Raw genomic sequence first — 12573 nt, 5'->3', positions numbered from 1 at the left:
AAAGGGGCACAAATGAAATTAATCATCAGGGCGATTGTCACAACCTGCATTGCCGGAGTGATCTTTTTAACGATTATGGCGGTATCGGGAAGAATGAACCGGAGCATGGAATTAAAAAGCACTTTACCGTCTGCTGCAGAAGAGACAGCGGAAAATCTACTGGCAAAGAAATATGATGTTGCAGATAAGAACCAGTTGGAAGCTGATTTTTTAGAAACACTTGCATATGCGATTGATTCTGATTCGAATATCCGGTTAAAAGTAAATGCAGCGGATAAAGAGAAGCAGTTGTTATCCGTAAGCGTGGCAGAGGAATTTAAACACCCGAATGGAAAACCGGGAACCGTGTCATATGACAGTACAGCGGTTGTAAATAAACTTCAGGAAGAAGTTTTGGAAACGTACCAGGTAAGTTATTATCTGACGAACACAGATACAGAATGTTATAAGTGCTATACAGTTTATGCAGATGATATGGTTCCGGTTCCTAAAGATCCGGTGGCAGAAGGAAAAACATTTACAGGATGGGCAGATGCAGAGGGAAATGCTCTGGATCAGAATATGACGATGACGCAGGATGCAGCTTATTATGCAGTCTGGAATTAAGGAAAAAGATGAAAAAGATAAGAAAAAACAGGATGTTAAATATTCTGATTATTGGGATGGGAACATTTATATTTGTGGAAGTATTTTTATTTACGGCAGTGGCAATTTTTATTGTTCACTGCCTTGGAATTTAAGAGAAAAAGGTGTATACTATAAGTATAAGAATAACAAAGAAAACAACATGAAACAATGTTAAGAAATAAACAGGAGGCAGTTATGAAGAGAAAAGAAAAAGGATGGAAAAAAGCAGTCGTGCTCATGCTTGCACTTATCGTGTGTATCAGCAGCGTTGTAGTACCGCAGCCGGAAGAGGTATCGGCAAAACAGGCAGCATATCTGGATTACTATGGCAAAGATAAGCCCAAAAATCAAATCGTGTTTGCAACATCGGATGATGCCAAATGGCATAAAGCAAATGAAGGCTGCTGTAATGTTTCCAAAAACAATGGAACATACAATCATTATCACTGCATGAAAAAGAAAACTGTTTATGCAGGAGAGAAGTTCACGATTGTTCCGGTTGCCATGTTTAAAAATGGAGTGGTAGTAGGATCAAAAAACAGTAAAGACGGTATCAAATCCGGTGAACTGAAATACAAATCCTCGAACACCAGCATTGCAACAGTAAATGCAAAGGGTGTTGTGACTGTAAAGAAAAAAGGAAAATGTAAAATCACTGTGACATCCATCTATGATTCCAAGGTAAAAGGAACATTGAGTCTGACTGTAAGCAAGGGAAAGCAGAAAGCAAAGATCACTTTAAAAGAGAAAAAAGCATCCATCGTTGTTGGAAAGACAACCACTATCAAAGTAAAATCCTTTAAAGGGATCAGCAATAAGAACATTGCCTTTTCTTCCAGTGACAAAAAAGTTGCAACGGTATCATCCAAAGGAAAAGTAACCGGCAAGAAAGCAGGAAAGGCAACGATCACTGTAACTTCCCTAATCAACAAGAAAGTAAAAGCTGTGTTTAAGGTAACCGTAAAAACGGCGGATATGATTGATACGGACTATTCCGAAAAAGGAAAAGGTAAGATCGTACTTGCGGAAAACAGCGTAACTTTATATCCGGAAAAATCTTTCCATAAGATTTATGATCATTGTGGAGATGCAGAGACTCTTGAATATTATGAGAATGTGGCAAACATAAGACAGCATTTTATTGGAGAGCAGATCTTAGCACAGAAAGAAAAGTACGGGCAGGCGCAGATCCGGGTAAAGAGCATTACCGGAGTAAAGAGCAGTGCTGTTTCCTATAAGTCCAGCAATACAAGCGTGGCATCCGTTTCTTCCACCGGTTTTGTGACACCGAAAAAGGTGGGAACTGCAACGATTACAGTTACGTCAAAAGCCAATAAGAAAGTCCAGGCGAAATACAAGGTAACGGTTAAGAAAAACGACATGGTGCTGGCAGTTGGATTTGATATGTATGATAATATCAAGTACTATGTGAAGAAAAATGATGATGGAACAGTTGAAAAACAGTGGGTACCTCTTAATAGAGAGATGTTTTCGGCTACCAAGAACGTAGCCACAGCAAATTCAGATGATATAGGATTTACGGTAACAAGTAGTAACGAGAATGTTTTAAAAATTAATGCTGATGACGATTTGGAAGTAAGAGGAAAGGGAAGTTCAATTATAACCATAAAAACGGTAGATGGGCGCTGGAGCTATTCCTGGAAAGTAACTGTTAGTGATAAGCCGACATCTTTTGCTGAATATAGTACAGGGTTTAGGACAGGAAAAGGTATTGATGAAGCTTTTGAAAAGGATGGCTGGGTAACAAAACTTTAAACAGCAAGGAAAATTTAATAAAGTAGATGGCAGTCTATTATAGGCTGCCACAGAAAAGTGAACTGCTTGGCATCTGATTACCTTGCAGTTCATTTTTTATTATTACGGTATTTTCAAAATGAAAATATAAACTACACATGACAAAAAAGTCGAAAGGAGATTTATGAGAAACAGGATAACACAATTAAGCAGATTTTTACTGCTCTGTGCAGTAATGTTTCTGGTCACCATGATCCCACAGAGTGTGAAAGCGATCACGGTAGAAGAAGCAGGAGAAGTCTATATGACGGATTCACAGGCGGGGGCAGGACAACCGCTGTATGGACGGTTGAATATCAACTATACCGGAAATACGAACTATGATACATGGTCTAACGATATTGTTACAAACTATAACACCTATGACAGTGAAAAAGACCAATATAAAGCTGCAGAAACGGTATTGAAAAAAGCAGACAACTCCGTGATTGGAAAGAAGATCAAAAACAACAGATCTGCAAAGCTGACAAAATCGTCAGGTGGGGATGGAACAGTACGGGCTGCATATTTGGTATGGCAGGCAAGAACAAGTGTAGACAGATCGACGACAGATGCAGCTGCTTTGGCAAAATCAGAAATCGCCTTTGTACTGCCGGATGGATCGGCAAAACTGATAAAGGCACAGTATGCAACTTATGATAACCGGTCGATCGATTATATAGATCAAAAAAAGGAAAATGGAGTAAATAAACAGTACACTTTTGTTAATATGTATGCAGATGTAACAGACATCATTAATAAAAGTGACAAAGTCTACGGAACGTATTCGGTATTTAACATTCCGTATTATGAACATATCGGTGGCGGTGAGGGCGCCGGAGGATGGCAGCTGATCGTTGTGGAAAACTGTGATATAACGGTTCCGATGAGAGCAGTACGTCTTAGAATGTCTGCGGATTTTAATATTGATGATGTTTCAAAACACGATGGAGAATGGGTGGAGAAAGACATCAAGACCGGAATGCTTACGAATATAAAGTCAAAGGCATATAAGGCAAATGATAAAGAGCCGTTAACTGGACAATATCTGACGATTTTTGTGTATAGTGGGAACACGGCAGTTAATCTGACCAAACTGAATCTGTATGCACAGGAAGAAACTGAAAAGTTTAATAAAAACAAACGGATTTTCGGACTGTCAAAGGAAGTGAGTCCATATTTATCGATTAATGGAGAGTCACTGTACGATAAAGTAACGACGACAAGGGGAGATTTGATTGATTTTACAATTCCCAAAGAGAGTACACAGCCTGCCTATGCAAATGATAAATACACGCTGCAGACCAATACTGGGGATTATACGAAATGGGTTACCATGTTTGTAACGGGTATTGCGGTAGATATTTCGGATAATTTTGCAGAAGGAGCTCAGGTTACGACAGTAAAGAGCCCGACAACAGCTACCGTTTCACAGAAGATTACCAATAAGACGCTGCAGTCTAAGACGGGATATTACAATGGAAAACTGGTTGTTACATTAGACGAAGCATTAACTCCGACGAATACAAAACCAAAGCTCACGGTTTATAATAAGGAGGCTGATAAAACAACTACAATTACAGGTGCTTGGAATGCAAAAGAGCATACCGTAACGTTTTCCGTTGATAAACAGGGCGACTGGGGAACAAGGTATGAAAAAAGTAAATTTAAAAACCCAAGCAGAGGCAGTTATATCAGTTACAGTATCGACTGTACATATGAGAAAAATTCCGGAGTGGAAGAGTTTAAGAATGGATCTAGGCTGTCCGGAGATCTAAGATCGCAAAATGTTGCAACAGGTACTACCATTGATGACATATTATCGGAAGAATCGACAGGAATTCCAATTTATGTACTCACTGTCAAGATCGACAAAACCACGGTCAATAAAGCTGTAACACAGGTATTTAATAATGGGACGGCGATCACTGGTGCCGGTGGCACAGTAAACAGTAGCAGCACGGTATCTGGTGATTATTACATGACATCGTATGAATTGCCGTGTAATGCAAACATTGTTTCCACACCGACCTTTAATACCGGCTGCGTGTTCAGCATGTGGACGGATCTCAATGAAAAGACTGGTGTTTCGACAAACTGTAAGGTCACATCTGATTATGTGAATGATAAAACCTATGCCTATGAGAGAAGCATGCCTGCTTATAACATGACCTTAACTCTTACCGGAGTGTTAGATGAAGCTGTTTATACCGTTCGTCACTGGAAACAGAAAACAACGGGCATTGCTTCCACACATGATGATAAAAATTACGAGCTTGCCGAGACAGAGACAAAGAAAGCACAGATCGGAAGCAAAGTAACGCCTGCAGTAAAGACATATACAGGATTTGACAGTCCGAAAACACAGACGAAAGCGGTAACTGCAGATGGAAAGATGGTCATTGATTATTATTATGAAAGACATCTATATAATGTAACATTAAATGCCGGAACCGGCATTGAAAAGACGACCGGAGGCGGATCGTACCGCTATGGACAGAGCGTTACCATCGATGCGGCAGTAAAAGAAGGCTATCACTGGTTAAACTGGAAAGGAAATTATAAAGGCGGATCCGGTGGGGAGCAGACCGTGGATGCTAAGAAGTTTGTATTTACAATGCCAGCCGGAAACGTCACGATGACAGCCAATGCAGAAGCAAATAGATATACAATCCATTTTGATCCAAACGGCGGAGCCGGACATATCGATGATATCGAAACCACGTATGATACCGATGTGACACTGCCGGATGTATGGAATGCAGACGGAACAGCAGCCTATGTGAAATATACACTGGATGGACAAAACGTGACAGAGGATGTGATTGCCGGGGCAATTCCAAAAGCAATGATGGCAGGATATGAAGAGGAAGAAACTGAAATTGAAGATACTGAAACCAAAGATGATGAAAATTCAGATATCGAGGACGAGGATACCGGAAAAGATGGTAATGACGCGGATATAGTAGAAACAGACACACCAGATGACATGGACGAAGCAGAAGCTACGGAAACAGAAGATGATTCTGACGATGCAAATGACGAAGAGCTGGATAAAATTGAAGAAGATAAGAAAGCCGAGGAGCCAAAGAAAAAGGTATATGCATCCATTTTTATGGGATGGGCTTTGGAAGATGGCAAAGATACCTTTATCCCGAAGTGGAAAGCCGGAGATATCGTTCAGAACCTTGTAGCAGAAGATGGTGGAGAGATCACACTTTATGCTGTATGGGATGATTGTCCGTGGATTCAGGCGCAGGATCTGTATTACACTTTAGAACAGGCACAGAGCGGATTTATCACGGAAGAAGAGATTTTAAGCCATGCAACAGCTACCGACCGTGAGGATGGAAGCCCGATTTTGCCGGGAACAAACCCGGCTCCAAGTGATCCGGAAGTTTTCACATCCTTTACGATCCCGGACTATCAGGAAAGTGAGTTTACAAACCTGCAGCATGATTTTGCAACATCCGAGAATCTGACTGTAGTTGACCATACAGGAAATACTTATGTGAAACAGATCATGGTGTATGTAGTTGACACAACGCCTGTTGTAGAAAAGCCAGAGGGAAAAACCAGATTTATCAGTGAAAAATATTTTAAATTAGATCATGAACATGGTGGATTAGAAGAAAATTCTATCTGGATGACGAATCCGGAATATCACGCCGCACTGCAGAGGGCATTTGATAATTTGAAAAATGACACGCCAGAAGATGAGTTTTTAATCCCGCATGAAACGATTCTTGAAATGAAACAATATGTCCAAGATCACGGGATCGGAAACAGTAAGGAGCCTGGAACATTGACAGAATTTTATAACCGTTTTATGGCACCGAATAAAGTAGAATAATTGCGACGTCGCAACAAGGGAAGATGGAGAGATAAAACATCTTCCCTGTTAATTGGTTTGGGAGGAAATAAATTGAATAAAAGACAGGCAAAAAAGAGAATGAATAAGGCAATAAAATCTGGTGTGGGTGTATTAATTATAACACAGGCTTGGATAGATGAAACAGGGAGAAAATGTGATGTTATGCAGAAAAATGCAAGGCTTATTATTCTTAAACGTCCTAAGATTCAATATTCTAAGCCTGCAAAATATCGGAGGATCATAGAATGATAGTGTTAAGAATGATAGCAATAATTATAAGCTCTTTGTTCGGCTGTTATATTGGTCAGGAGATGATAGAAAGATACCATTTGCTGGATGTATTGCCAGTAGTAAAAGTGTTAAGTTTGGAAAATGGTAAAGATTATAAAGCAGATCAGATGATAGGAGAAAAGAAAAATCAGCTGGTTTTTATGGAATTTTGCAGCTCATCAGAAATTAGTATACAATTAATATGTGCGGTTGATAAATGGGGCATTAAGCACGAATTGTCGCATATACCTATGTATATTGATAAAAATGTAAAATGTGTCTTTGCGTGTGATGTGGAGAATATGCCGCTAAAAATATATGGTGCACGTTGCGAAAGAAAGGTTGTTTATAAAATAAATGGTGCAGATAAAAAATATATTCGTCCTAGGATAAAAAATTTTGACAGATCAGAAACAATGTAAAAAGGAAGATGACAAAAGAGCATCTTCCTTTTTTTTGTTGAAAAGAATTATTTTGGAGTATCGGCATTAGTTAGTTCATCTGGAATATATTCTAGGATATCGCCGGGTTGACAGTCTAAAAGAGCGCAGATGCATTCTAGCGGCTTTATGCCTATTATTTTATTTTCACGTAAGTATTGAATAGCACTTTCGTTTAAAAGTTTTTCTTTGCGTAATTTATTTGTATTGTAACCGGTTTCTTTTAAAGTTTGTAGTACATCTATTTTGTATTTGAACATATCAGTATCCTCCTTATTTATAAGATACATGAAAAATCGTTCAAAGTCAATACATGAAAAAAACATGTAAATATACACAAAAATGCAGAAAATATTACATGAAAAATCGTGCATAATGCGAATTGAAATTACATGAAAAATCATGTATTATAATATCATAAAGAACAGGAAAACAAATCACAGGAGGACGAGAACATGATCTATAGAATCAAGATTGAAGGAAAAGAATACAACGAAAATTACACATTCGAGACACCAAAGGAAGGGGATATCCTGGATGAGTTGAAAGCGATTGTTGAGGACATGAAAGAGGGAAATATCGATAAGCTGGAAGTTGAGAGGGAGGCATAGAAACATGAAAAAAGTATTTACACCAGACGGAACATTTTTAGGAAGGGCGTTAAAAATTGAAACTACCGGGAACGACGTTGAGATAACGATGCCGGGCGATTTTCCGGGGATGGCAGAGAAAACAGTCATATATGTTGGCGGCTCTATCGTTTATGAAGATGAGAACCGCGTGTATATAAAATATTAAGCCGAAACGCTCCGATCTGGAGCGTCAGCTGCGGACCGGTCGCCGCGGCTCTGACGATGGCAGACCAACACATATAGAAAGGTTATGATGAAATATGATGACAGCATTAGAAAAAAGATACCAAGTTGCGATTGATAAAATCGGTCATGCAAGATTGTTAAATCTTCCGGAGCAAATAAAAGAATTGTTAAAAAATACAAAAGACTTGAAAACCAAAACGGAATTGCTAGAAGAGATAGCCAAAAATATTTAGTCGAAACCGCCGCGTGGCGGTCTGCGGGAACTGCCCCACCTGCACCGATGAGACAGGGCATAAAACGAAAGGATGGTTGATTATATGAAGATGATGGCACTTGAAGAAGCGAAAGAATACACACGCCAAAAGTTGGCACCGTATTACAGCAACGAGCGAATCGAGAACGTTGTAAAACACTATGTTTCCGTTGTCCGCCCAGGCGTTGTCTTAGTTGAAAATAAAAATGTGGGACTTATGGAACTGTATCTATAGGAAAATGAAAGGATGGTTGATTTTATGAAAAAAACTGAACTTATGAAAGAATTTCAAGAGCTCGAAGAAGAAAAACAGGTGCATATTGACGGTATTGCCTGGAATAGTAAGAAAAGCGAAATCCAAAACGCTATAGAATGTTTAAAATGCCCGGATGAACTGTTAGAAAAATATCTGATAGTTTTAAGTCTGAAATATGAAAAGATCGGGCGTTTAATCGCTGGTAATGGAGATTTTAAACATCATTCACATAACAGACTTTATGTTTTTAATACTGCAAGACAGATTTTAGCAGATTAGCCGAAACGCTCCACCTTGGAGCGTCAGCCGCGGGATGATCGCCCGGCTCTGATGATGGCAGATCAAAAAGAATGGAGGCAGGAAGATGTTAAAAGGATTAACACTTACAGAATTTAAAGAGAAATTTCCACAGGTCAGTACATATGGATTGGAAGATCCGTTAAATGTATTTTTGGAAAATGGAGAGATCCTGATCGAAAGAGAATGGAATGGAGAAAAGTATATTTTGGGAAATGGAAAAAGTTACCGACCGGTATATAGACAGCTGGATGAAGATGATTATGAAATCATCGGTTATATAGAAGATTAGCGCAGGAGGGGATAAGATGGCGAAAATATGCAGCGTGCAGGTTGAAATATTATTGACTGCTGATGAAAAAGCGTTACTTGATCATTATGTGAAGGAACAAAATCAGAGATATAAAAAACGCGGAGCAACCCGGAACTGGTGGACACTGGAGAAACTGTTACAGTGTTTATTAAGCGATATAACTTACCAGGCGGTAAAGTATCGCAGCGTTAGGGCTGTTTGGCAGAAACTGTCGTGATTTGTCCCTGCCTTGTTTACAAATTCACACAGCGGAGGCGCTTGGATGTCTGGCGTCTTCGCCACAAAGAAAAGATCCTTTTTGTTTGTTGATCAAAAAAACAAAATAAGAGGATACCAGCAGACCTTAGCCGCAGTGAAGAAAAGGATGATCGAATAAGAGGGAGAGAAGAGAAAATGAAAGAAACAGGAAGAATAAAATTAAAAGAGATACCGTTTAGTCGGACGTTTGAAACGGGGAATGGGGAAGAGCTGTGCAATGCTACTGGTTATGCGGTGCAATTTGACAATGAAAAAACACCTTTAGGTTTTCCATTGTTCTGGAATGAGTTTCAGGACCGAGAAGGTAATTTGTATTATGGCAATTAGGATCAAAGATATGAAATCATCGGTTATATAGAAGATTAGCGTAGGAGGGGATAAGATGGCGAAAGTATACTGTATGCAGGTTGAAATATTATTGACTGCTAGCGATATAACCTACCAGGCGGTAAAACATCGCAGTGTCCGGGCTGTCTGGCAGAAACTGTCGTGATCCTGTCCCTGCCTTGTTTACAAATTCACATAGCGGAGGCGCTTTGATGTTTAGCGTCTTCGCCACAGGGAAAAGCTCCTTTCTCTTTGTTTATCAAAAAAACAAAATAAAAGGATACCAGCAGACCTTAGCCGCAGGGTGGAGTTTGTGGGTAAGCTGCTGTTTATGGAATCGTTGATAACTGGGTGGGGAATGTGTGGGAAAATGGTGGAAAAGACGTTTTTCCTTTTCCATGATTTTTCCATGCATTATCCACGCGGTTATCAATGATGGAATAGCTGTTTATCCATAAAATCCACGCTGTTCCTACGGTGTTACAAGACGGGGAGAGCGGCCGCTGTCCTGAAGGGTTTAGCGCTGTGCCGGAGGGGTGTCCCGCGGCGCGCGGACGGAGTGTAAGCAGCGAAGCGGGGCGCCCCACCGGGGCGGCGCTAAGCCCTTCAGGGCTTCTGCCGGGCGCGTCAGCGCCCGGCTTAACCCCCGGATTGTAACACGGGGGTATAAATGCGATAGGCGACTCTTAATCCAGAGGGCACAAATGCCGGAAATACGGCAAAAACTCCGGTAAAAACTTTAGTTTACACCTTGTTGACTGAGACCCCAAAAGTCAACATGATGTAAACTATCCGCAAAAATACAAAAAATAACCTGCCTGCATACGGTATTGCGGGGAGTTACAGGTATTTTGAATTTTGAAAAAACGAAACGAAAAAAGAATCTTTTAAGGAGGTGGAGAAGATGGCGCAGACAGAAAACAGGGTTACTGCTTATGATGTGGAAGACTGGAAGAATAAAGGGAGAATGCAGATGTCGCCGGCAGAGCGTGAAAGCTGGTTAAATGAAGGACAGCTTCTTTTAACTGATTACGCAGAAGGAATCGAACGGGAGTGGGAGCTGATCAAGTTTTATGGACAGCTCCTTGCGGCGGTGGCAGACTGGTGCATCGTCTTTTTAAAAGGTGCGCACGGGCCGAAGTGGACGGACGGGCAGGAACTTAATTATAAGCGCAGGCGGATTGAATACCAGCAGGAAGAAATGATTGCACACGGCTTTTTCATTCCGCCAGAGTTTGCTGATCTGCCGCCGGAGATGGATGTAAATTATATGCGTGGCAGGGAGAACATAAAGAAAAATGCAAAAGCAGCATTAAAACAGATTTTAGAAAATCCGGATTATCAGTTTGTAGCAGATCATGCAAGTTTTCTCGGGCGGATCCAGACGGCGTGCATGCGCATACGACCGGACGAAGTGACCGGAAGAGTAGGAAAGCTGCAGGAAGCGATTGAGAAAAATGATTTTCCAGGAATGCGGCGTTATGCAGATGCGGATCCGGTCATTGCGGCGGCAGCTGTCTGCAGGGCAGAAATGGAACCAGCGTTAGATGATTTGAACCCGTTTTAACTGTGATAATGTCGGAAAAAAGAAAAAAAAGGTTATGTGGTGGGAGCCTTGTTTCAAGATAAGGCAGCAACCAAAAACAGTTTGATTATACCGGCTGTTTTGGTGGGTGGAAGAAAGAAAAAAAACACAGAAGGGAGGAATGTATATATGGGTGTGAGAGTTGTTATCCCGAACATGTCAAAGACATTCGGAGCGTTGCACTATGCCGGCGAAGGCGAAGCGGTCACATGGAACATCTATGGAGAAGATGTCAAAGGAAATTTCTACACGTTCTTTGCTGACGTGCTCCGCGGGGAAGTCGTGGAAGCCCTGGTGATCGGCGCGAACGGATCCCAGCCGTTTGAGTTTGGCGAAGCGGTCGTTTTGGAAAATCCAAGCATTATTGCAAGAAGTCATGAAACCCGGAGCGACGGAATGAACAGCCTGCTTTTAATGGCGGACGGTATCTACCGGGAATCAGATATCTGCCTGGAAGACGAACTGGATAATGGCAGTGTGGATGAGCTGGTAGAAGAATACCTGGCAAAACACGGATACCGCATTATAAAGCGGGACGAATAAAGAAAAGGTAAATGAGGAAGACAGATCAGAAAAACAGACAAAACAATATGTGAAAAGTGTAAGCAGAAAGAGAGGAAAATATCATGGAATTAAAAAACGTATTTATTGATGCGGGAAAATCGTTAGGAAACATTACTTTTGCTGGAGCAGGCAAAGAAAACCAGACACGTGCAAACGGCAGGCGTGCGGTTACATCAAGAACTTACAGCCTCTATTCCGATGTACAGCGCGCGGATAACGTTGAGGTTACCATTCCTGGAAAGGCAGGGGTAAAGCATTTTGAGTACGAGGAACCGGTGGCGCTTATTAATCCCCGTGTGGAAATTGAAGGATACGCGATCAATAACAGGGGTTATGTGAATTATAAAATTTATGCGGATGATATCATTTCCGTGGATGAGCTGGCAGATACAGGGGTAAAGCAGTAATCCGGTAAAAGAAGCATATGCAGCATAGCAAATGAAACAAAAGAAAACAATTCAAAAAGAAAAGAATAGAAAATAAAAAAGATTAGAAAGATGGAGGAAAGACAATGAGATTTTCAGAAGGATTATTTATTGATACAGAGAAAACATTAGGAGAATTAAAGTTTGCGGCATTGCGCAGAGAGAACTACGCACAGGACGAAGAAGGGAATGTGACCGATGAGGTTACAAAACGTACATATGACCTGAAATGTCAGCGCCAGGGGCACACGATCACAGTCAGCATTCCACCGGAAGCCGGAGAAAAAGACTTCCCATACAATGCGGCGGTAACGCTTGTAAATCCGGTAGTAAGCGCAAGAGCGGATGCAACGTTTGGTGGAAGGGCAACGGCAGACTGGTACATCAATGCGGACGATATCGTATTGGCAGATGCTGCAGGAAAACCTGCTGATCAGACAAAAGCTGCCGGAGCAGATGCGCCGAAAACAGC

General features: G+C 41.0%; 19 protein-coding genes and 2 other RNA genes. 20 read left to right on the top strand and 1 reads right to left on the bottom strand.

The annotated features are described in order from the left end of the window. The 6 genes from DXA60_RS17635 to DXA60_RS17610 all read left to right on the top strand — a co-directional run. Positions 1-606, top strand: a 606-nt coding sequence (locus tag DXA60_RS17635) for a hypothetical protein (protein ID WP_243006949.1), incomplete at its 5' end; no start/stop codon positions are given. Then, positions 590-802 (top strand): hypothetical protein, encoded by a 213-nt coding sequence (locus DXA60_RS17630; protein ID WP_117922585.1) that lies wholly within the window; start codon positions 590-592, stop codon positions 800-802. The genes DXA60_RS17635 and DXA60_RS17630, both read left to right, overlap by 17 nt. A gap of 20 nt (positions 803-822) precedes the next feature. Further along, complete coding sequence (locus DXA60_RS17625) at positions 823-2403, top strand: Ig-like domain-containing protein (protein WP_243006948.1); 1581 nt, start codon at positions 823-825, stop codon at positions 2401-2403. A gap of 163 nt (positions 2404-2566) precedes the next feature. Beyond that, positions 2567-6274, top strand: coding sequence for an InlB B-repeat-containing protein (locus tag DXA60_RS17620; RefSeq protein ID WP_117922583.1), 3708 nt, complete (start codon positions 2567-2569; stop codon positions 6272-6274). A 72-nt stretch (positions 6275-6346) separates the two neighbouring features. Beyond that, positions 6347-6544: a hypothetical protein gene (locus DXA60_RS17615; RefSeq protein ID WP_117922582.1), complete on the top strand. Its 198-nt coding sequence runs from the start codon at positions 6347-6349 to the stop codon at positions 6542-6544. Beyond that, on the top strand, positions 6541-6987 hold the full coding sequence (locus DXA60_RS17610; protein WP_117922581.1) for a hypothetical protein: 447 nt from the start codon (positions 6541-6543) through the stop codon (positions 6985-6987). Before DXA60_RS17615 ends, DXA60_RS17610 begins: the two co-directional genes overlap by 4 nt. Positions 6988-7034: 47 nt before the next feature. Here DXA60_RS17610 and DXA60_RS17605 read toward each other — a convergent pair whose 3' ends face one another. Next, positions 7035-7265 carry a helix-turn-helix domain-containing protein gene (locus tag DXA60_RS17605; RefSeq protein WP_117922580.1) on the bottom strand — a complete coding sequence of 77 codons (231 nt, stop codon included), beginning with the start codon at positions 7263-7265 and terminating at the stop codon, positions 7035-7037. Positions 7266-7460: 195 nt separating this feature from the next. Here DXA60_RS17605 and DXA60_RS18945 point away from each other — a divergent pair, with 195 nt between their 5' ends. The 14 genes from DXA60_RS18945 to DXA60_RS17545 form a co-directional block, all read left to right on the top strand. Continuing rightward, entirely contained in the window at positions 7461-7616 is a 156-nt protein-coding gene (locus DXA60_RS18945; RefSeq protein ID WP_199536249.1) for a hypothetical protein, read from the top strand. Between the two features lie 4 nt (positions 7617-7620). Next, positions 7621-7803, top strand: a complete 183-nt coding sequence (locus tag DXA60_RS17600) for a hypothetical protein (protein ID WP_117922579.1) — start codon at positions 7621-7623, stop codon at positions 7801-7803. Beyond that, positions 7803-7872, top strand: an RNA gene (locus DXA60_RS17595) — hammerhead ribozyme type II. Before DXA60_RS17600 ends, DXA60_RS17595 begins: the two co-directional genes overlap by 1 nt. Before the next feature lie 25 nt (positions 7873-7897). Continuing rightward, a complete protein-coding gene (locus tag DXA60_RS18740; protein WP_157610553.1) occupies positions 7898-8056 on the top strand; it encodes a hypothetical protein in 159 nt (52 codons plus the stop codon). Positions 8057-8140: 84 nt separating this feature from the next. Next, positions 8141-8311 (top strand): hypothetical protein, encoded by a 171-nt coding sequence (locus DXA60_RS18735; protein WP_158570895.1) that lies wholly within the window; start codon positions 8141-8143, stop codon positions 8309-8311. A gap of 12 nt (positions 8312-8323) precedes the next feature. Further along, a complete protein-coding gene (locus tag DXA60_RS17585) occupies positions 8324-8611 on the top strand; it encodes a hypothetical protein (protein ID WP_015561490.1) in 288 nt (95 codons plus the stop codon). Continuing rightward, positions 8610-8678, top strand: an RNA gene (locus DXA60_RS17580) — hammerhead ribozyme type II. The genes DXA60_RS17585 and DXA60_RS17580 overlap by 2 nt, the downstream gene beginning before the upstream one ends. Positions 8679-8696: 18 nt before the next feature. After that, complete coding sequence (locus DXA60_RS17575) at positions 8697-8921, top strand: hypothetical protein (RefSeq protein ID WP_015561491.1); 225 nt, start codon at positions 8697-8699, stop codon at positions 8919-8921. 16 nt (positions 8922-8937) lie between these two features. Further along, positions 8938-9159 carry a hypothetical protein gene (locus tag DXA60_RS17570; protein ID WP_015561492.1) on the top strand — a complete coding sequence of 74 codons (222 nt, stop codon included), beginning with the start codon at positions 8938-8940 and terminating at the stop codon, positions 9157-9159. Positions 9160-9335: 176 nt separating this feature from the next. Then, on the top strand, positions 9336-9527 hold the full coding sequence (locus tag DXA60_RS17565; protein WP_015521883.1) for a hypothetical protein: 192 nt from the start codon (positions 9336-9338) through the stop codon (positions 9525-9527). Positions 9528-10431: 904 nt separating this feature from the next. Next, positions 10432-11094: a hypothetical protein gene (locus tag DXA60_RS17560; protein WP_117922577.1), complete on the top strand. Its 663-nt coding sequence runs from the start codon at positions 10432-10434 to the stop codon at positions 11092-11094. A 147-nt stretch (positions 11095-11241) separates the two neighbouring features. Beyond that, entirely contained in the window at positions 11242-11655 is a 414-nt protein-coding gene (locus DXA60_RS17555) for a DUF961 family protein (protein ID WP_243006947.1), read from the top strand. An 83-nt stretch (positions 11656-11738) separates the two neighbouring features. Continuing rightward, a complete protein-coding gene (locus DXA60_RS17550) occupies positions 11739-12083 on the top strand; it encodes a YdcP family protein (protein ID WP_117922575.1) in 345 nt (114 codons plus the stop codon). Between the two features lie 104 nt (positions 12084-12187). Continuing rightward, positions 12188-12573: YdcP family protein (locus DXA60_RS17545; protein WP_243006946.1), on the top strand; the 386-nt coding region annotated here is incomplete at its 3' end.

The sequence above is a fragment of the Roseburia sp. OF03-24 genome (assembly GCF_003463035.1).
GTDB classification, from domain to species: domain Bacteria; phylum Bacillota; class Clostridia; order Lachnospirales; family Lachnospiraceae; genus Roseburia; species Roseburia rectibacter.
This window is presented reverse-complemented; position numbering and strand designations above follow the sequence as displayed.